We start from the raw sequence: 19,541 nt of genomic DNA on the forward strand, positions 1-19,541 counted from the left end.
AATAAAAAGGAGGGCCATATATGAAACTAAAAAAATCTCCCCTACTCTTACTTATACTAACATTCATATTTGTAATTACAGGGCTTGGGTTTACTTACTTCAAACAAAATAAAACGACCCCATCAAAACATAATGTGACAAAAGAAAACTGGTTAAATGACCCTTACTTACGTTGGTCGTACACACACATGAAAGAATTCACTTTAGTTAATGACGTAAAAAACAATCCTGACCAAATTGCTCACTTCCCTTCCGCATTGCAAAACTTAGACGATTTTGCTGTGGAGCGTAGATTCGGAAATACAAATCCTCTAAAAAAACTTTTAGATGATAACAAAACAGATGCTTTTGTCGTTGTACATAATGGACAACTTGTTTACGAACGATATTTCAATGGGTATAAACAGAATGAACCTCATGGTATGGCATCATTAGCAAAAGTCTTTACCGGGGCAATTATACAATCTCTCGCTGAAGAGAATCGTATCGATTTAGAGAAAACAGCTGACACTTACATAAAAGAATTAAAAAACACACCGTTCGGTAATGCCACACTTCAGCAATTAATGGACATGCAAGTTTCAGCTGAATATCCTACTCATGGATATGAGCAACCTGGGCTAGAAAATCAAGATGCACAATTATATTTAGCTAGCAATATTTTACCCCGCGGCAAAAATTACGACGGTCCGATGAAAATTTATGATATGTTACGGGAAGCCGAAGAAACTGCACCGCCTGGTTCTTCCTTTTCTTACAATAACGGATCAACAGAAACGCTCGCTTGGATTATTAGAACTATTACTGGTAAATCACTAGCTGAAAATGTAAGCGAACGAATTTGGTCTCAAATTGGTATGGAAGAAAACGCGTATTACGTTACAGATGAAACAAAAGTAGAACAAGCTAGTGCTGGATTAAATGCAACTGCTAGAGATATGGCGAGATTCGGGCAATTACTATTAAACAATGGGGAATATAACGGAAAACACATTCTCCCTTCTTCTATTACAGAAAGTGTAAAAAATGTCCAAGAAGGTGAACTTGCAATTGGCCCTGGAGCTTCCATTTCTTATCATAATCAATGGTGGATTCCGCACAATGAACAAGGTGCTTTTGAAGTGTTAGGTAGTTACGGACAAACACTTTACATCGATCCGAAAGCAAATATGGTAATCGTTCATTTCTCTTCTAACGCAACGCCAAGTAATGAAATACATTCGACTTACTCAAATATGTATATTGATATTGCACATCATTTAGAAAAGCTTCCACAGTAGTGGAAGCAGGAGTTTAAACCTTGCACAGTTATGACTATTTAATTGAACACTCGATCTGTTGTGCTAAAACGTCAATATAGTAAAAAAGGATCTCTCTTTATCAAGAGAGATCCTTTTTTTACTTCTTCTTCTTTTCTGTCGGTTGGCTTTGTTTAGCGAAATTAGATGAATCATCGAAATTCGGTTGCTTTTTACCTGCATTATTACTTCTACCTTTTCCCATATGTAATGCACCTCCCCTCATCCTTACTATTCCCAATAAAAAACTCCTCTTGCATTCAGGAAAAAATTTTTATTGTCGCTTATTAATAATGTCCAACAGTTCTCGTAGTACTTCCAACACTCTCGGTTCTGCCATACCATATTGTATACTTTCAATCATATTGTTAATGGTGATCATCATGCTGAGCTTGATAAAGAACAGCTTGTGGATAAAAAAAACGCACATTCCATACATGTGAAAGAAGTTTTAGTGGTATTTTGACTCATCCAAGCATATAAAGTAACTAAATACTTACTTGGTACCTATCTGTTTGTTGCACAAAACCAACATCCCTAGTAATCTCTCGTAAGGTATTTAGAGATAACAATCTTTAAAATTCTTGAGCAAATAATTGTAATTCATCAGATACAAGAATAGACATAAAAAAAACGCTATCCTTTCCTATATATTTACAGAAAGAATAGGTTTTTCATTTTAATGGTATTACTTGATAGTAATGGCATTCCTATTAAAGCTAATATACAAATAACATCAATAAACTTGTAACTATGCCGACCCAAATGCAAAGAATGAAACAATAACCCATAATGTCTTTAATTTTCAATCCCAGCACACCTAAAAGAGGTAATGCCCAGAACGGCTGAATCAAATTTGTCCATGCGTCCCCCCAACCTACCGCCATAGCGATAGTAGCCGGATCTACACCTAACTTCAATCCTGCCGGGACCTGCAGTGGTCCTTGTAAAGCCCATTGCCCCCCGCCAGATGGCGCCAATAAGTTTACCAACCCCGCTGACCAATATGTAAATATATCAAATGTATCCTTTGACGCAATGGATGCCATCCATTCAATGATTGAGCTTCCCAAACCTGAACTACCTAAAACAGCAATAATCCCTGCATAAAATGGAAACTGTAAGATAATTGGAGAAATGGATTGCGCAGATTCTTTGAATCCTTGTGCAAAGTTACCAAGAGAACCATGTAGGAGCAAACCAAGTGACAAGAAAAACAAATTAATGATATTTAAATCTAAACTATGACCGTTCATGAATTCATAAACACAATACAACGTGCCGATTGCGCCTAATACTATTCCTAAAACTGGTGTCCATTCCAGTTTTTCCGCAGGAGTTAAACTCTTTTGAGGAGGTTTTACAAAAGAATTTGTATCAGTTTCGATTGCTTTATAGCTGATAATCCCACTTTTGGGAGCCATAAGTACAATAATAATTGGCATCGTGATGAATAGAGTGAAAAAAATAATTAAAGTAGAGTAACTAAAGATTGTTTGTGAGGTAGGAATAATTCCAATCATATCTACAAGAAAATGATCCTTTGTGGCAATTGTCAGGCCAATAGAACTGGAGAGACCTGCGCTATATAAGGCTGTCGGAGCATAAGCAGCTGCTACAAGTAATGGAAAATGTGCATTCGGATTCTTTTTTGCTACTTCCTTTGCAATGATAGCTCCCACAACTACGGCTAGTCCCCAATTGATATAGTATGCAATTGCACTGATTAAAAATGTCATCGTATAGGCCTTTTGAGGTGTATCGGCTAACTTTGCAACAGACTGCAAGCCTCTATTAATAAACGGGACAGAAGCTAGCGTCATCCCTGTAACCATTAGCAATACCATTTGCATTGTAAACGTTAAATAAGTCCAAAACCCATCCCCCCAAGATTTTACGATTTTGTACGGATTTGAGGGATTCATCAACAAAGCTATAATGAAAGTAAATAAAGTGAGCAGCACTGCAATAACAAAGGCATCCGGGACATATTTCTGAGACCATCTCGAAAATATATTTGCACATCGTGTAAGCAACGATTCTTTCTTTCCTGGTTCTGAATTTGTCTCCATTAAGGAATGTTTCATAAATATTCTCCTTTCTAAATTTTAATAAGGTAAATATAAATAACATTCCACAAAAGAAAATAAAATCCTTTTGCACTTGCTGCATATCAATCAACTAGATCAATATTCAAATACCGTTACTTTCAACCTTTCTGGGCATTACCAGCATTAGCGATAGCTGGTTTAGGTGCTCGTGACATTATGGGATTTTGTGTTGTGAACTTACTATATGCGGGTTTTATCATTAGTCTATGTTTCTTATTTATTTAAACGAAAAGCTAGTTTTATACTAGCTTTTTTACATAATAAATCACTTATTTCCCACGCAATTTATAATCTTCTCCCACTCTGACTCCGTAAGATGTAATGACTCAAATAAAAAAAAATCTTCGCAAATTTTTCCGATCAGGTGTGGATGTTCCCTCAAAAAATTCCACTGTAACGCTTTAGGAAGAAAATATGTTTCATATTCTTTACTTCCCCGTACTACCTCATCTACTTCTCTTTCACAAATTCCTCTTATTAAATACTCATTTCTTAACTCTATTTGAATTTGCTGAAATGTTTCGCTGCATTTTTTCAATTGAAGTAAACACGTAACATACTTCCGAAAAAGTTCGCCATCATACTGAACACAGTTTATAATACGGTCGACTTCATTCATAATGTACGAGCCTTTTCTTCTATTTGTAATAACCATTTTTCACGCTTTGATACTTTACTCGTTTTCACAGATTGAAACACTGAACGTTTTATATCGCGAATGCCACAAAAACGTAAAACACCTCTCTTCATCATAATCCAATCTGCTGATCGATATAATAGTGCGACGTACCATAACGGTGAATCTAGCGTATTAATCACCCACGCCTTCTTACCTTTCAATAAGCCTTTCGGCAGAGCCCCTTCATATTTATAAGCAAATCCAGCTACGAAAATACGATCAATAAATCCTTTTAAAATTGCTGGCATCCCCCACCACCATATTGGATAGATGAATAGAAGTGTATCTGCTTCTTCTACTAACGTTCTGTACCGAGCTGTTTCCTCTTCATTTACTAAATCACGTCTTTTCTTCTCTTCATTGAATACGAGGACTGGATCAAATTGTTCTTTGTATAAATCAAGTACGGTAACTGAATGATTTGTTTCCTGTAGTCCTTTTTGCACATGATTGAAAATCGCCGCATTAAAACTTGAAGGACTAGGATGAGCGTATACAATGAGTACATTCACTACAAAACAACTCCCTTTATAAGTTAAAGTTTCCCCTTCTTTAACATCTTCTCTACAATTTGCACGTTTTTCGAACTTTGTAATAAACGATTTAATACTGTGAGTAACTCTTCCTTTTCTAAATCTTTCAGTTTCTCTTTCACCTTACTCTCACCGGCATCTTGCATATCATAAACGACCGCCGCCATATGCTTACAATAATTTTCATAGGGACACTCACAATTACTTTCTGAAAAATCTTCGAGATCGATGACCACTTCATAATTCCCTGCATTTCCAGTTACAAATGCAAATACTTTATTATCATGTATTTCAACATCTTCTACATGTCCATCTTCATAATATTCATATCCTCTATCAATAATATATTTCGGGATATGCCTATATAGTTCTTTTATTAAATAAGCATACATAACAACACCTCTTCCTTTAATTCCCTTTTGACTTCAAAAATCCTGCATGTTATTCTAATTACTGTTAAGTAGCAAGTCTACGTGACAAAACGACTGACACCTATTCGGCGAAGGTGTCTCTTTTCATTTGCAGCCGATATGAATTGCCTCTTTCAGGCACATTCAATTTTTGACACTACACACTCAACACCATTCCCTGTATCAGGCTGCTTTAGCAGTCTTTTACTCTACATACTCCGTTATTTTAAGAAAAAAAGAGAGCTTAGCTCCCTTTTCTCGCCTTATACAATACCCCTTTTTCAGCATAGAGATATTCATCAGCTAATGTAATTTTCCCATCCAGTTTTAGTTCGTCTAATAATCTTGATAAATAAAATTGATGCAACATTTTTTTCGTGAATTTTCCTTCATGATGCGAAACGATATGTTCTTGAATATCTAACAATGATATCGGCTTATCTTGCTCTATCATATATTCATAAACTGTACTACGCAGTTTTACGTATTTTTCGAGTGTCACAGTAATGCGCAACCCCTTTCTTCTTAATATAAATTTTCGTAATCGGTTTTTTTGCAATAAAAAAACCTCTCCGATAAGAAGAAGTTACGTATATATCTTCGTCTTATCTCCCAGAACAAATATGTTCTGCTGGAATTAGCACCTGCATCGCGGTTGCTGGGTTTCATCGGGCCAGTCCCTCCACCTCTCTGGATAAGAAAATATTCACTTAATTCTTACTATACGTAATTCCACTTTAATTGTCAAACAAATATAATAAATATAACAAATTATATTTTCTTCCTTACTGTTCATACTACCCATATACGAACATGCAAGGAGGATTATGAAATGCATCAAAATGCTCGCGGATATGTACAAGATTCTTTTCAATCATTACAAGAAGCTAAAAATTGTTTAGAAGAAGCGCTCGAAACAGTTGAAAAAGATTTTAATCGCGCTCGTATTGAACAATCACTTTATGCTGTTGAACAAGCTATTCAACGTTGCGAGTACACCGTTCACATTTTAGAAAAAGATTAAAAACTTCCCATCAATTGATGGGAAGTTTTTTCAAATGGCATACTTCATAATTATTGCCGTTATGATTAAAAAATATACAGAATTAGCAATTTCTAAAATTCCTACTTTTATAATAGAAATTTTTTTGCCATACAACACAATTGCTCGAATGACACTTGGTATAAAAATAAGAGAACACCACGGATTAATCACAAATATGATTATCGTTAATACGATATGATATCCCCAAGATATAAGACGATACTTCGGGTTATTTTTTTCACGAATCATCGTTTTCACATAGAACGTACTACCTAAAAAGTATAAAAATGAAATAAGCGCAATGAATAATGCTGTATGATCGATTTGCTTCATTGAAAAGGAATAACTAATTAACCCACCGATACAAAACACAATAATCGCACAAATATCATTTAATAGTGCTCTTTCATTTTTTTGACGAGCGTAATACATATTCACTATAAATAATGGAATCATTACTATTACGAATAAAAGAATTCGCCACTCATATAATAAAGAAATCATCCCAAATAGGAACGCAATAAGAAAATAAATAATGGCAACTTGTAAAAACTCTTTTTTTCGTCTTTGCTTTATGTACGTAAGAAATGGGTACGTAGCTAAATAGATAAAGAACCACGCTAAAAACAATGGAATATGATAAATAGTAGGTTTCCCAAGTATGACACTTAATAAAAAAGGAATAACAAGCATGGCCCATGCACCATGTTGCTTCGGAATAACTAACTTCATTAACTATACACCTCCCTTTTGAAAAAAGTTCTCACCTCCAATTATACAAATAATTTTATATAATAGCGGATGCATATTGAATCGATTTTTTGACAAAAAAATGCTCCTTACATTATGTAAGAAGCATGAAAGAGGCAAACGAATATGTAAGTCGCGACCCTACCTTATATGAGTATGCTTTTCTATGTCACGTTATGCTCATCTAATATACCGTATTTCTTTTTAAATCTTGTAAGGATCGTAATCCATGAAGTACTAAATAGTAATAAGAAAATAACATTCGAAATCGCATGGCTCAAATCAAAGTAAAAACTTGCGATATAATACGAAATGACAGTTTCCCATGTTGCTTCTCGTATAAAACCGAGAAGGCCCCAGAAATTCATAATCCAGCCAAATAAAAAGCCAACAATTACTCCGTAAAGAAGTCTCCCCCATAGCTTTTTCATAAAAAATGTATTACGAAGTAAACCTGCTATAAAACCAATCATGCCCCACGAAAACATTTGCCACGGTGTCCATGGACCTTGTCCTAAAAAAATATTAGATACGATTGCTGCTGTAGCACCAATCATAAAACCAGTTTCACTTCCAAATACAATTGCAGAAACGATAATGACAAAAGAAGTTGGTTGTACACTTGGTAAAATAGAAAATGGCACCCGGCTTACTGCTGCAATTGCCGCTAATACAGCAACGAGAACAATTTCACGTGAAACAAACGCTTTTCTTTCAAAACGGATATAGAAAGGTAACATAATAACTGCTAATAGAAACAAACTACTTAACATGTAATAACCGTCCATGACAAGTGTCGTAAAAAGCAATGTGCCGATTATTACTGCAAAAATACATATTATGAATGCAACATATCGTTTGGACACGCTTCGTACACATCCTCCCATGTTAATGCATATGGCAATTCTTTTCGAATGAATCGATTAATAGATGTTGTATAAAAGAAGTTGCCGCTAAAAAATTCTTTCGGTGCATCATTCATAATGACTGTTCCATCAAATAACATCATACATTGATCCACGTATTTCGCTGCAAACTCAATATCGTGCGTTGCCATTACAATTGTTGTACCTTCTTTTTGTAGCTTCCTAAATAGTTCTCCTACTCTTTCTTTCTTCCATGGATCCAATCCCTTTGTCGGTTCATCAAGTAATAATAACGTTGGCTTTGATAATAACGTCGTACATAACGCAAGTAATTGTTGCTCTCCTCCGCTACAATCATGCGGATGGCGTTCTTTAAGCGAGTACAACCAAAACTGTTTTAGCGTATCTTCTGCTATTTCTTTTCCTTGTTCTCCATATAATTCACGCGCACGTTCATAAACCTCGTCCCATACTGTATCAAATGTAAAATGGTAATACGGATGCTGCGATACATACCCAATACTTTTAAACCGTTCTTTCGAATCAATTTTATGTATCACTTTTCCGTTCCACTTTACTTTTCCTCTTCTCGCTTTTTGTAATCCTGCTAAAATCGTTAACAGTGTAGACTTACCTGTACCGTTCTTCCCAACGAGCGCTACCCATTTTCCTTTTTCAATCGAAACTGATAAATCACGTAAAATAAGCGGACTATTTTTTTCATATTGGAACGAAATATGCTCTGCGCTTAAAATTACCTCTTGCTTTTCACTTTGTGCTATTGGGTCATTTACATATGATATCGCTGCAAAATCATTCATTTTCATTTGCGCCTCTCGCACTGTAAACGGAATATCTCTCACATTCCACTCTAAAAATAGCCTTGGAATTTGCGGAATAAATGGACGGAATGTTTCTACTCCCCACATATCCGTAATAACAATTTTAGGACTACCATCATACATAATACGGCCATTATCCATACAAACAACGCGTGTTGCAAGCGGGATAACTTCATCTAAACGATGTTCACTTAAAATAATCGTAATTCCAAGTTCTTCATTAATCCGTTTTAATAATCCTAAAAACTCTTTTGCAGCGATTGGATCTAACTGCGCTGTCGGTTCATCTAATAATAGCAATTTCGGCTGCATAACTAATACCGCAGCTAAATTGACAAGCTGCTTCTGCCCACCAGATAACGTGTGAACAGATTGATGCAATAAATCTTGAAATCCTAAAAAGCTAATAAGCTCTGCTATTCTTTTTTGAATAATATGTGATGGTAATCCGATATTTTCTAAAGAAAATGCTAATTCTTGAATCACTGTATCCATAACAATCTGGTTTTCTGGGTTTTGAAATACCATCCCAATTTCTTGGGCAGATAACAAATCAGCTACTTCCTCTATTAAAACACCCTCATAAAATATCTCTCCAGAACGCGTACCAATTGGAAGTAACTCCTTTTTAAAATGTTTTAATAACGTCGTCTTCCCAGATCCCGATCCTCCAGCAAGTGCAATAAACTCACCTTTTTGAACAGAAAGAGAAATATGCTGTAACGCTTTTTTATTTTCATCAGCATATACAAATGATAAATTGTTTATTTCTGCATGCGCCACCATATCCATTCCCTTCCTTCCATCATAATTGGTAAACTAATAAACAGTGTAAATAATACAAACATCATTCCATCGTATTGCTGGAATAAAATAGATTCGACTTTCGGATAAATAATCAATTTCCCTCCGCCATAATTACTACATACAATAGCAGCTATAAATAAAATGATTAAATAACTGAGCGTATACCAATCACGCCTTTCCATTCTATAGCGAATATACGTCGTACGCTTCGTTACACCAAATCCACGAGCTTGCATAGAATCTGCCGTTTGCAGTGCATCTTCTAATGAACAAATTAATAATACTTGCAGCAATTGCATACCATTTTTGACGCGTTCTATTATCGAACCTGAATCTACCTGCACACCTTTCGTTTTTTGGACGAGTGTTATTTTCTGTAATCTTCTAATAAACAAAGGAACAAATCTCACTGTAATCATCGTTAACAATGCAACTTTCGGTGAAATTCTTGAAAACAAATATAAAAATTTATGACTGGAAATAATATCATTGTATGACGCAAACGTAAACATAACTGCAACTAGTAATAACCCCATTACTATTCCAAACATAATCGCCTCAAGCTTAATACGGCTATCACCTAACCAAAATAACGTAGTTCGACCTCTATGCGTTAATAACGAATTAAATAAAACCACCATAAAAAAGAAAACAATTGTGCTCGGTAACATCTTTCTTATCTTTTCGCTATTTCCTTGCATCACATTTAACATAATAATTAATACTATTGCTCCAATTAAAAAAAGAGGATGAAGACACATCGTACATAGTATCATCACCCCGATATAATAGAAAAAATTCACAAAAGGATGTAAAGAAGAAAAACTTATTTTCATAGCCCTTTACCGAATGCCTTTCTTATTGTAATACGTATACCCACTCAATTGTATCGCCTGGTTTTACCGTAGCTACACCAGCACTATGGTTTGGAAAAGCACCGTTCACACGATATTTCCATCCACTAGTATCCGCAATATCTTTTTCATATAAATCATTAATACCTTTCACATAAATACTATCTCTAGATCCGCTTGCATCAACATCTAATCCTGTACGTTGTAATACTTTATACACAGTATCGCCATCTTGTACATCCATCTTTTTCGCACCCATTATATATCCGTTATTTCCTTTTACCGAGATTGTTACTTGTTTTGCTTTAGGTACTGGTGGTACTGGTGGTGGCACTGGGTTTGGTGGTGGTACCGGTGTTGGTGGAGCTGGTACACTATTGTTCTCTTCTGGCTTTTTCTTTTGCTCCTGCTTCGGTGTTTCTTTCGGCTGATTCACAACCTTTGCTTCTTCTTTTACTTCTGGTGCTTTCGGTTGTTGTTTCTCTTCTTGTACTTGTTGCTGCTCTGGTTGCTTATTTACAGCAGGTTGCTCTTTCGGTTGTTCCTGTTGTTTCTCTTCTTTCTTTACCTCTGGTTGTGCCTGCGGCTTTTCCTCTTTCGGCTTCTCTTCTACTTTTTGTTCTTGTTTCTCTTTCTGTTCTTCTTGCTGCTTTTGCTCTGATTCAGCTTGCTTTTCTTCTGCTTTTTCTTCTGGCTTCGCTTCATCTTTTTGTTCTTCTTGTTTCGCTACCTCTTCTTGCTTCGGTTCTACCTTCTTTTCAGGCTTTACAGCTGCCTCTTCACATCCGGCAAGTAGCCCGAGCGAAAGCAGTAAAGAAATGAACCATTTCACCTTACTCATCCTATCTCTCACCTTTCATACGAAAATTAGGAGCAAATAATTGCTCCTAATTTTTTGTTAAGCTGCTTTACGTCTCCATAATACATATGCAGAAGCAATACATAATACACCCATACCTACTTCTGTTGCTGGACTATGAGAAGATGCTCCTGTTTTTGGTAGACTGTTACCGTTTCCGATTTTTTTATTCTTAACCGGTTCGTTATCTACAACTACTTTTAGATTTTCATCTTTTGTTTCTTGTTGTACTTGTTTTTGTTCTTTCGGTTCTTCAGTAACTTCTTTTTCTACTACATTATTTTCTGGTTCAACGACCTTTTCTGGCTCTTCAATCGGTTTTGGCTTAATTACATCACCAGCGTCTACATTAGACCAATCATAAATAGATTTTCCCATTTCCTTAAATTGAAGTAATGCTAAAAGAGCCTGTTCTGTAGCCATTCCGTTACCATTTTGATCACTTGGTAACCATTTAAATTCACCATTTGAAAGTTGATATGATAATAGGTTTTGCATTGCCTTATGAAGACGATTTTGATCTACATCTTTAACAAGCGATAATCCAATAATTGCTTGCGCAGTACTATTTGAATTTTCTTGTCCATCAGCTGAAAAACCGCCATTTTGCAGCTGTTCGTTATATAAATACGCAACAGCTTTTTGTATAGCTGGTTTCACATCTGATCGCTCTTGATAAGGAGCTAATGCTGATAAAACCATACCTGTTACATCAACGCTACTAGCACTATCTTTACTACCTGAACTATTATAAGTCCATCCACCGTCTGTATGCTGATTATTTAACAGTGCTTCCACTAGAGCAACTCTGTTCCATTTTGATTCAACTGGAATCTCATACTTCTTCGTATCAAATGCAAGTAAAGCAAATGCATAACCTGTAACAGAATTCACTTTATCTGACTCATACAATTTTTGAACTAAATTATGTCCACCTACATTTTTAGGGTCTGCACTCATTGCATTCATCATAATAATTGTTCTAGCTAAATCTGTCGCTGAAAAACGGTTAATACGCTTTTCTACTTTTTCAGTTACTGACTTAACATAATTTAATTTTGCCTCAATTGGCACATTCTTTCCAGAACGAGAAAGCGCTACAGCTACCCAGTCACTTTCAATTCCATCTTGTAACATCTTATCTGATGTTTTAGAAATGGCTTCGTTTAATTGTGCACTTGGATCTTGAATGTTCTCTTGCTTTGGTTGTTCTGTTTTTTTATCATCTTGACCTTCTGGTTTTGGATCAACTGTCGGTTTACTATTTTCACCTTCTGGTTTTGGATCGACTGTCGGTTTACCATTTTCACCTTCCGGTTTTGGATCGACTGTCGGCTTACCATTTTCATCTTCTGGTTTTGGATCGACTGTCGGTTTACCATTTTCACCTTCCGGTTTTGGATCGACTGTCGGTTTACCATTTTCACCTTCTGGTTTTGGTTCTTCTGGTTTGCCACCGTTAGGTTCTTCTGTTTTACACGTCCCCAACTTATCTAACGTTTCTTTCAATGTTTCCTGGCTTATATTGCTCCAGTCTGAAACAAAGCGAAAGACAACAACATCTCCAGATTTTAATTTATAACTATCTGCTCCGACTTCTGCAGACTTATCATTTACATCATATAGCCAAGCACTTGTAGCCCCGGCCATTAAACCATCGATTCCTTTTACATATGTTCCAAACGACATCGTTTCAGATTCTACTTTGTCCCCCATGACCTTTTGCAGCAAACTTAAAGCTGTTTCCCCATCTTTAATTTGCTCTTCTTTCGGACATAACATAATGCCCTTTTGTGATTCCCCAATAATTGCAAGTTTTGCTGTATTTCCTTCAGCAAACGTAATATGTACTGTATTCGCAAAAGAAACAAATACAAGTGTCACTGCCATTAACGACGTAAGCAGCCACTTTTTCAACATTGCCATCCCAAAATTTCCTCCCTTACTACCATTTACACAAAAAAAGGCCCTTCAAGGGCGTGCGATTGACACTCTCTTTTTGTAAGTGTCGAACAAAAATGTACAACACCTCCTACCCGCATCATTCGCGGCTATATTTGTATAGGAAAAATAATTTTGTTCATGAACGTATCATTGTGATAACATTCACTTTTCTAGGCACAACTTACTTCCATTTAAGTTATCGTAAAACGATAAACCTATACATTCTGTAAATTTTAAATTTCTGTATTATTTTACTATTGACAAAGAATTTTGTCCATGCTTTATCGGATTTATTTTCTAAGAATAATAACTTATTAACTCTTAACGATGTAAACTCTTTTCACTAATAATGACGCCATCTTCATCCGCATAGACATATTCATTTGGATTCCAATCCACTTGTCCAAAGTGCAATGAAATATTTCGTTCTCCTTTTCCTTCTTTCACACTTCTATTTGGCATCGTTCCTAACGCTAAAATACCAATATTAATATTCTTTAGTTCACTAGAATCACGAACATACCCATTCACAATAATTCCTGCTAGCTTTCTTTCTTCCGCAATAGCTGCCAAATTATCACCAAGTAACGCACAATTCGTAGACGCTCCTCCATCAACAACTAATACTGTTCCTTCTGGTAATGTTTGCAATCCTTCCTTCACTAGTACATTATCATCTTTCACTTTTACAGTTGCAATTTTCCCGTGGAATTGTTCTTTCTTCCCAAAAGACCGAAAAGACTGGCGACATATTTGTAATTCCTTTTCAAATTCATCACATAGATCAGTAGTTTTCCACATCTTGTTCCCTCTTTTCCTTTTTCTTTCTACATAACATATTCTTGGCTTATTATCGTTTCCCTGTCTAATATTGCAATAATTTGTACGTGCGGGAAAAGGATACAAAAACTATTGCCTTAAGAAGCTACCTTTATTATAATCTATTTCACAGATTAAATTCAGAATATTAAAAATTAACCAAGTGAAGAAGGAGGGATTTTATGCAAATACAAACTGAGGCAAAAAAACAACCTAGTAAACCAAAGTTTAAAATGCCTGATGCGTACGTACTGCTATTTTTTATTGCCTTACTTTGCGCCATTGCTACTTATTTCGTTCCTGCTGGAGAATTTAAAAGGGTTACAAACGGGACCGTTACAACGACAATACCAGGTAGCTACCATTCTGTTCCGCAATCACCTGTAGGATTTGTTTCTTTTTTTACCGCTATTGAAAAAGGAATGACACTTGCTGCTCCTATTATCTTTCTAATTTTATTTACAGGTGGAGCCATTGCAATTCTTGAAAAGACAGGTGCCCTTGACGGTTTAATCTATCATGTTATTAACAAATTTCGTAATCAGCAATTACTTTTCATATGTATTGTCGCCGCACTCTTTTCCATTCTCGGAACGACTGGCATTATCGTTAACTCAGTTATCGGCTTTATCCCTATCGGCATCATCGTTGCCCGCACATTAAAATGGGACGCTATCGTTGGCGTAGCAATTATTTATTTAGGCACTTATGCTGGTTTTAATGCTACTATTTTATCCCCCTCACCTTTAGGCATTTCACAAAAGATCGCAGAACTTCCGATGTTTTCGGGAATTGGTTTACGCACAGCAATTTATATATCTTTTTTACTTGCTACCATTCTATATATAAATTGGTATGTAAAGCGCTTGAAAAAACCGAATAAAGGAAGCATCCTTGGCGACAACTGGTTTCCAAGTAACGCTCTTTCAAGCGAAAAAGAAGCAGAGAAAAAGGAAGTTCCTTGGACGATACGTCATAAATTAATTTTACTCGTTTCAGCTTTATCATTAATTGCATTTTTAATAGGCGCTTTTCGTCTGCATTGGACGGACGCAGAAATGACCGCTACTTTTATTTTCATAGCAATTACAGCCGGAATAATAGGTGGCATGAAAGCAAACGATATCGCTTCTACTTTTCTAACTGGCTGCCAAAACCTTATCTATGGTGCTTTAATTGTCGGAATGGCTCGCTGTATTTCAGTCATTTTAGAACAAGGCAAATTACTTGATACTATCGTTAACCAGCTCGCACAGTCTCTTGAAGGACAAAGCCCTGTATTTGGCGTTATCGGTATGTACGTAAGTAGTGCTGCATTACATTTCCTTATTTCATCCGGGACAGGAGAATCGGTTATTTTTATTCCGATATTAGCTCCATTAGCTGATTTCATGCACATTACACGCCAAGTTACAGTACAGGCTGTTATGCTCGGAGAAGGTGTAGTAAACTGCTTAAATCCAACTTCCGGTGTTTTAATGGGCGTTCTCGCAGCAAGCGGGATTTCTTATGGAAAATGGATTCGTTTCATGGCTCCACTTGCACTCATTTGGTTTATCATTGGACTTGTTTTTCTTATTGTTGGGGTGAATATTGAGTGGGGACCTTACTAAATACTTAACTAGATAAATAAGTACTATCGTTCCATATAAATATCTATTCTATTTCCCTCACTAGTCCTATAAAAATCATTTATTCTAGTAAAAATATAAGAAGGGATTGATCATAATGATCAATCCCTTTTATCAAAATATAATACCTTTAAAAATCTTAGTTCCAGATTTTATTTACCCATTCTGGATGATCAATAAAAGGGTTGCGGTTATGTTGATATTTTGTAAAAATCACTTCATTACGCTTTCGCTCTAAATCATCGACCGGGTCTTGTTCATTCCATTTTAATAAGACAGATAGTTTCCCCATGTATGGATCTTTATTGTTATTCACTTTTTCATTTAGTTCTAAATCTATTTCGCCGTTGTCTCCCTCGTAACGAACAGCCATATAAAACAGCATTCTAGCAATATCTCCTTTTACACTATCACGAGGTTCCCAAGAATCACTATCATATTTACATTCTGTCGCTTCAGAATGATTTACACCACCGTTATCAAAATCTAGATTTCCACGTGAACTATTTACAGATACATCCGTCGCTCTTAAATGATGTAGATCTGTTCCAGGTCCTGCAGTCGTTCCAAAGTCACCGTGAGATTTTGCCCAAACATGCTCTCGGTTCCAGTTATTTACTCCTGATCCATTCGTAAGTTTCCCTTGCGAACGACCAGTATATAAGAGTATCACATTATTTTTATTATTTGGATCTTCATCAGTATCTCTTAACGCTTCCCAAACCGCACTGTATGATAACTTTGTATGATTATCAATAATATTATGCAATTCCTTCTTTAATTCTAACCCCGTTTTTCCTATTGCGTTATTATAATATGTATCGTCATAATTTTTTACAATAATCTCCTGTGCTGATGCAGGAACCACTTCACCGTGTATAGTATCTGTGAATGATAGAGATGCAGAACCTAAAATAAAAAATGAAGATAGTGTAACCATAGCAATCTTTGTATTTCGAAACTTCATATACCCATTCCCCTTTAAAATATAATTTAAAGCTATTAACTAAAAAGTGCTTTCTAACCCCCGAAACCTTTTAGAAACCCATTCCCCTTTTCTGTTTATTTAATACAAGACTCTATCCAGTCTGTATCACTTCTAAACTTTTTGTTTATTCACATTCCAAACAATTTCACTTTTTACAAGGAATATCCTTTTCTTATAAAGATTATTAACATATTCTTTACAACTAAAAAGTAGTTTAATATTAACTTATAAATTTAAATTTATTTATGCAATAATGCATATTTGATAATTTGTTCAAAAGCATTTAAAGAAAACTGTGCTCAAATATATAAAATTTAATATAGAAATTAAAAATCCGATGCTAATATGAATTCTTTTCTCTACAAATAAAAAAAGAATGTGTCTCACACATCCCTTTTTTCATTCCCATTTGTAAAAGGATTCTAAATCCCTTCAAGTCTCACTATTTACTTCGTTACCTCACCAAACTGCGCTCTCGTCACTTTCGCCAAGTCATCTACTTTAAGCTCAATTTGTATACCAATTTTCCCGCCACTTACTATCATCGTTTCAAGTGATTGGGCACTTTCATCAATACATGTAGAAAATAACTTCTTCATTCCGACTGGTGAACAACCACCACGAATATATCCTGACACTTTCGTAATATCTTTAACAGGAATCATTTCAATTTTCTTTTCACTTACTGCTTTTGCGGCAGCTTTTAAATTCAGTTCCTCATCTACCGGAATAATAAACACATGATAATTTTTACTATTTCCTTGAGCGATTAGCGTTTTATATACTTCTCTCACTTCTCGTCCAATTTTCTCGGCTACTGATACGCCATCAATTTTCCCATCATCTGGATCATATGACATCATCGAATATTCAATTTTTTCTTTATCTAATATTCGCATCGCATTTGTTTTATCTTTTTTCATAGTGATCTCCTTAAAAGGTTATTTCATATTATTAAGTTTTATTATACACCCTTTTCCATTTCTCCTACATAACTTCACGTATATTTCAAAACTAAAAATATTGATAATTCAAAAATCATCTGATATAATTTGGAAAAACTTACGTTAAGGAGAGATTTGCAATGCTAAATTTTAATACTTCTTTCCAACTTCATCATCATACGTAACGCCGTGTATCCGAAGAAAAATTTTTCTTCGTGGGTACAGGGCTTTTCCTGTTGACCCACGAAGCGTCCATAAAGCTATGTGGGTATTTTTATACCTGCATAGCTTTTTTAATTTGAAAAAGGAGTGATTATGATGGAAATGAGAAATGTAAAGGGAACGAAAGACTATTTACCAGAGGAGCAAGTGCTGCGAAATAAAATTAAAAGAGCATGTGAGGATACGTTTGAACGTTATGGCTGTAAACCGTTAGAGACACCAACGTTAAATATGTATGAGCTTATGTCATACAAGTACGGCGGTGGTGATGAAATATTAAAAGAAATATATACACTTCAGGATCAAGGAAAACGCGAACTTGCCCTACGATACGATTTGACAATTCCATTCGCAAAAGTCGTGGCGATGAATCCAAATATTCGCCTCCCTTTTAAACGGTATGAAATTGGGAAAGTATTTCGAGATGGCCCTATTAAACAAGGAAGATTTCGTGAATTTATACAATGCGACGTTGATATAGTTGGTGTTGAGTCTGTCATGGCAGAAGCTGAGCTTATGAGTATGGCGTTTGAGCTGTTCCAAACGTTAAACTTAGAAGTAACGATCCAATATAATAACCGAAAATTATTAAACGGTATTCTCGAGTCTATTAACATCCCTACTGAGTTAACAAGTGACGTCATTTTATCATTAGATAAAATCGAAAAGATTGGGATTGATGGTGTACGAAAAGATGTATTAGAGCGCGGAATTTCTGAAGAAATGGCTGATACGATATGTAATACCGTATTATCTTGTCTAAAGCTTACTATCGCTGACTTTAAAGAAGCTTTCAATAATCCACTCGTTGCCGATGGAGTAAACGAACTACAACAATTACAGCAATATTTAATCGCCCTTGGAATAAATGAAAATACGATATTCAACCCGTTTTTAGCGCGAGGACTCACAATGTATACAGGTACTGTATATGAAATCTTTTTAAAAGATAGATCGATTACATCTAGCATCGGTAGCGGCGGCCGTTACGATAACATTATCGGAGCATTCCGTGGTGATAATATGAACTATCCAACAGTCGGTATTTCATTCGGTTTAGACGTTATTTATACAGCACTATCGCAGAAAGAAACAATCTCATCTACAGCGGATCTATTTATCATCCCACTCGGGACAGAGTTACAATGCTTACAAATTGCCCAGCAATTACGTTCTACCACTTCCTTAAAAGTCGAACTAGAACTAGCAGGACGCAAATTAAAACGTGCCCTTAATTATGCCAATAAAGAGAATATCCCTTATGTGCTTATTATTGGGGAAGACGAACTTAGTACAAACACTGTTGTGTTGCGGAATATGAAGGAAGGTAGTGAGGTGAAGGTTCCGATTTCTTCTTTAAGTAATTATTTATAATACGAACCACCCTCGTTTGGGTGGTTTTTCTATTTTATAGATACCTAACAATTAGTTTACATAAAATTATTATAATCTATTAAAAATACAAATAAACAATATCCAATTACCTATTATTTTTGGTAATATATAGATACGAATTGTTTTAGGAGGATTAACTTTGAAAACCTACATTCAAGCACTAAAGTGGACTACAGGGATCTATCATCTTTTATTACTTCCTTGTTATTATGTATTTCCAAGTCTTGTTAACCTATATGGGATACCTTTACTACTATTGATTGTTTTACATATCAATACTATTTTATTAGCTAAAAAAGAAGGCATGAATACGTCCCCTCATTATATCGGTATTATCGTTACTCTAGTTGCCTTTTTCCCTTATATAGAAATCGTTCTACATATGATAGCAGCCATTTTCCTTTTATTAGATGCTGCTTCTACGAATGCAAAAGAAGTGTATGATTCATAGATGGATAAAATGAAACTTTCATCCATTAAGTTTTGAAATAGGTCAGCAAAAAGGATTTACTTTTTAAGTAAATCCTTTTTTAAATTCCCCTCC

Annotated in this window: 19 protein-coding genes, 1 pseudogene and 1 riboswitch; of the genes and pseudogenes, 6 read left to right on the forward strand and 14 right to left on the reverse strand. The window is 35.4% G+C overall.

Features of this window, described 5'->3' with window-relative positions; all coding sequences use genetic code 11:
* Window positions 1-20 precede the first annotated feature (20 nt).
* Entirely contained in the window at window positions 21-1,280 is a 1,260-nt protein-coding gene (locus tag ACTFR3_RS04075; protein ID WP_440044193.1) for a serine hydrolase domain-containing protein, read from the forward strand.
* Between the two features lie 737 nt (window positions 1,281-2,017).
* Here ACTFR3_RS04075 and ACTFR3_RS04080 read toward each other — a convergent pair.
* On the reverse strand, window positions 2,018-3,385 hold the full coding sequence (locus ACTFR3_RS04080; RefSeq protein ID WP_119683721.1) for a short-chain fatty acid transporter: 1,368 nt from the start codon (window positions 3,383-3,385) through the stop codon (window positions 2,018-2,020).
* Window positions 3,386-3,508: 123 nt separating this feature from the next.
* Here ACTFR3_RS04080 and ACTFR3_RS04085 point away from each other — a divergent pair.
* Window positions 3,509-3,634, forward strand: a pseudogene (locus ACTFR3_RS04085) (TIGR00366 family protein); the annotation flags it as partial.
* A gap of 40 nt (window positions 3,635-3,674) precedes the next feature.
* Here the strand turns inward: ACTFR3_RS04085 and ACTFR3_RS04090 are convergent.
* The 4 genes from ACTFR3_RS04090 to ACTFR3_RS04105 all read right to left on the reverse strand — a co-directional run bounded on the left by ACTFR3_RS04090 (window position 3,675) and on the right by ACTFR3_RS04105 (window position 5,533).
* Window positions 3,675-4,028, reverse strand: coding sequence for a group-specific protein (locus ACTFR3_RS04090; RefSeq protein WP_440042206.1), 354 nt, complete (start codon window positions 4,026-4,028; stop codon window positions 3,675-3,677).
* Entirely contained in the window at window positions 4,025-4,600 is a 576-nt protein-coding gene (locus tag ACTFR3_RS04095) for an NAD(P)H-dependent oxidoreductase (RefSeq protein ID WP_440042207.1), read from the reverse strand. Before ACTFR3_RS04095 ends, ACTFR3_RS04090 begins: the two co-directional genes overlap by 4 nt.
* A 23-nt stretch (window positions 4,601-4,623) precedes the next feature.
* Window positions 4,624-5,013 (reverse strand): SWIM zinc finger family protein, encoded by a 390-nt coding sequence (locus ACTFR3_RS04100; RefSeq protein WP_062923344.1) that lies wholly within the window; start codon window positions 5,011-5,013, stop codon window positions 4,624-4,626.
* Between the two features lie 262 nt (window positions 5,014-5,275).
* Entirely contained in the window at window positions 5,276-5,533 is a 258-nt protein-coding gene (locus tag ACTFR3_RS04105) for a hypothetical protein (protein WP_000171476.1), read from the reverse strand.
* Between the two features lie 100 nt (window positions 5,534-5,633).
* A riboswitch (SAM riboswitch) is annotated at window positions 5,634-5,732 on the reverse strand.
* 131 nt (window positions 5,733-5,863) lie between these two features.
* Here ACTFR3_RS04105 and ACTFR3_RS04110 point away from each other — a divergent pair.
* Window positions 5,864-6,055: a hypothetical protein gene (locus tag ACTFR3_RS04110; protein ID WP_000554032.1), complete on the forward strand. Its 192-nt coding sequence runs from the start codon at window positions 5,864-5,866 to the stop codon at window positions 6,053-6,055.
* Between the two features lie 30 nt (window positions 6,056-6,085).
* Here the strand turns inward: ACTFR3_RS04110 and ACTFR3_RS04115 are convergent, their stop codons facing one another.
* The 7 genes from ACTFR3_RS04115 to rraA all read right to left on the reverse strand — a co-directional run bounded on the left by ACTFR3_RS04115 (window position 6,086) and on the right by rraA (window position 13,799).
* Window positions 6,086-6,808: a YwiC-like family protein gene (locus ACTFR3_RS04115; RefSeq protein ID WP_000779986.1), complete on the reverse strand. Its 723-nt coding sequence runs from the start codon at window positions 6,806-6,808 to the stop codon at window positions 6,086-6,088.
* 182 nt (window positions 6,809-6,990) lie between these two features.
* Window positions 6,991-7,692, reverse strand: a complete 702-nt coding sequence (locus tag ACTFR3_RS04120; RefSeq protein ID WP_000044904.1) for an ECF transporter S component — start codon at window positions 7,690-7,692, stop codon at window positions 6,991-6,993.
* Entirely contained in the window at window positions 7,665-9,326 is a 1,662-nt protein-coding gene (locus ACTFR3_RS04125) for an ABC transporter ATP-binding protein (protein ID WP_142408764.1), read from the reverse strand. Before ACTFR3_RS04125 ends, ACTFR3_RS04120 begins: the two co-directional genes overlap by 28 nt.
* Entirely contained in the window at window positions 9,299-10,177 is an 879-nt protein-coding gene (locus ACTFR3_RS04130) for an energy-coupling factor transporter transmembrane component T (RefSeq protein ID WP_440044194.1), read from the reverse strand. The genes ACTFR3_RS04125 and ACTFR3_RS04130 overlap by 28 nt, the downstream gene beginning before the upstream one ends.
* A 22-nt stretch (window positions 10,178-10,199) precedes the next feature.
* Window positions 10,200-11,036 (reverse strand): DUF4430 domain-containing protein, encoded by an 837-nt coding sequence (locus ACTFR3_RS04135; protein WP_087875589.1) that lies wholly within the window; start codon window positions 11,034-11,036, stop codon window positions 10,200-10,202.
* Window positions 11,037-11,093: 57 nt separating this feature from the next.
* Window positions 11,094-12,980, reverse strand: a complete 1,887-nt coding sequence (locus ACTFR3_RS04140; protein ID WP_440044195.1) for a DUF4430 domain-containing protein — start codon at window positions 12,978-12,980, stop codon at window positions 11,094-11,096.
* A gap of 339 nt (window positions 12,981-13,319) precedes the next feature.
* Entirely contained in the window at window positions 13,320-13,799 is a 480-nt protein-coding gene (gene rraA / locus ACTFR3_RS04145) for a ribonuclease E activity regulator RraA (protein ID WP_000266037.1), read from the reverse strand.
* A 200-nt stretch (window positions 13,800-13,999) separates the two neighbouring features.
* Here rraA and ACTFR3_RS04150 point away from each other — a divergent pair, with 200 nt between their 5' ends.
* Window positions 14,000-15,430, forward strand: a complete 1,431-nt coding sequence (locus tag ACTFR3_RS04150) for a YfcC family protein (RefSeq protein WP_440044196.1) — start codon at window positions 14,000-14,002, stop codon at window positions 15,428-15,430.
* A gap of 157 nt (window positions 15,431-15,587) precedes the next feature.
* Here ACTFR3_RS04150 and ACTFR3_RS04155 read toward each other — a convergent pair whose 3' ends face one another.
* Window positions 15,588-16,415 (reverse strand): endonuclease I family protein, encoded by an 828-nt coding sequence (locus ACTFR3_RS04155; RefSeq protein ID WP_000672193.1) that lies wholly within the window; start codon window positions 16,413-16,415, stop codon window positions 15,588-15,590.
* Window positions 16,416-16,882: 467 nt separating this feature from the next.
* On the reverse strand, window positions 16,883-17,359 hold the full coding sequence (ybaK, locus tag ACTFR3_RS04160; protein WP_000710860.1) for a Cys-tRNA(Pro) deacylase: 477 nt from the start codon (window positions 17,357-17,359) through the stop codon (window positions 16,883-16,885).
* Between the two features lie 339 nt (window positions 17,360-17,698).
* On the opposite strand from ybaK, the gene ACTFR3_RS04165 reads away from it, so the two are divergent.
* Together ACTFR3_RS04165 and ACTFR3_RS04170 are read left to right on the forward strand one after the other, a co-directional pair.
* Entirely contained in the window at window positions 17,699-18,976 is a 1,278-nt protein-coding gene (locus ACTFR3_RS04165) for a histidine--tRNA ligase (RefSeq protein WP_440042212.1), read from the forward strand.
* A gap of 160 nt (window positions 18,977-19,136) precedes the next feature.
* The gene (locus ACTFR3_RS04170; protein WP_000860717.1) at window positions 19,137-19,448 is read left to right on the forward strand and encodes a hypothetical protein; all 312 of its coding nucleotides are present in this window, start codon (window positions 19,137-19,139) and stop codon (window positions 19,446-19,448) included.
* The last annotated feature ends 93 nt before the right edge of the window (window positions 19,449-19,541 follow it).

Source organism: Bacillus cereus group sp. MYBK14-1 (assembly GCF_051916885.1).
GTDB classification, from domain to species: domain Bacteria; phylum Bacillota; class Bacilli; order Bacillales; family Bacillaceae_G; genus Bacillus_A; species Bacillus_A cereus.

Excerpts from the sequence above, each read along its gene's own strand:
- ACTFR3_RS04075 (WP_440044193.1), top strand. The coding sequence starts at position 21 with ATGAAACTAAAAAAATCTCCCCTACTCTTACTTATACTAACATTCATA.
- ACTFR3_RS04080 (WP_119683721.1), bottom strand. The coding sequence starts at position 3,385 with ATGAAACATTCCTTAATGGAGACAAATTCAGAACCAGGAAAGAAAGAA.
- ACTFR3_RS04090 (WP_440042206.1), bottom strand. The coding sequence starts at position 4,028 with ATGAATGAAGTCGACCGTATTATAAACTGTGTTCAGTATGATGGCGAA.
- ACTFR3_RS04100 (WP_062923344.1), bottom strand. The coding sequence starts at position 5,013 with ATGTATGCTTATTTAATAAAAGAACTATATAGGCATATCCCGAAATAT.
- ACTFR3_RS04110 (WP_000554032.1), top strand. The coding sequence starts at position 5,864 with ATGCATCAAAATGCTCGCGGATATGTACAAGATTCTTTTCAATCATTA.
- ACTFR3_RS04115 (WP_000779986.1), bottom strand. The coding sequence starts at position 6,808 with ATGAAGTTAGTTATTCCGAAGCAACATGGTGCATGGGCCATGCTTGTT.
- ACTFR3_RS04125 (WP_142408764.1), bottom strand. The coding sequence starts at position 9,326 with ATGGATATGGTGGCGCATGCAGAAATAAACAATTTATCATTTGTATAT.
- ACTFR3_RS04130 (WP_440044194.1), bottom strand. The coding sequence starts at position 10,177 with ATGAAAATAAGTTTTTCTTCTTTACATCCTTTTGTGAATTTTTTCTAT.
- ACTFR3_RS04135 (WP_087875589.1), bottom strand. The coding sequence starts at position 11,036 with ATGAGTAAGGTGAAATGGTTCATTTCTTTACTGCTTTCGCTCGGGCTA.
- ACTFR3_RS04140 (WP_440044195.1), bottom strand. The coding sequence starts at position 12,980 with ATGGCAATGTTGAAAAAGTGGCTGCTTACGTCGTTAATGGCAGTGACA.
- rraA (WP_000266037.1), bottom strand. The coding sequence starts at position 13,799 with ATGTGGAAAACTACTGATCTATGTGATGAATTTGAAAAGGAATTACAA.
- ACTFR3_RS04150 (WP_440044196.1), top strand. The coding sequence starts at position 14,000 with ATGCAAATACAAACTGAGGCAAAAAAACAACCTAGTAAACCAAAGTTT.
- ACTFR3_RS04155 (WP_000672193.1), bottom strand. The coding sequence starts at position 16,415 with ATGAAGTTTCGAAATACAAAGATTGCTATGGTTACACTATCTTCATTT.
- ybaK (WP_000710860.1), bottom strand. The coding sequence starts at position 17,359 with ATGAAAAAAGATAAAACAAATGCGATGCGAATATTAGATAAAGAAAAA.
- ACTFR3_RS04165 (WP_440042212.1), top strand. The coding sequence starts at position 17,699 with ATGGAAATGAGAAATGTAAAGGGAACGAAAGACTATTTACCAGAGGAG.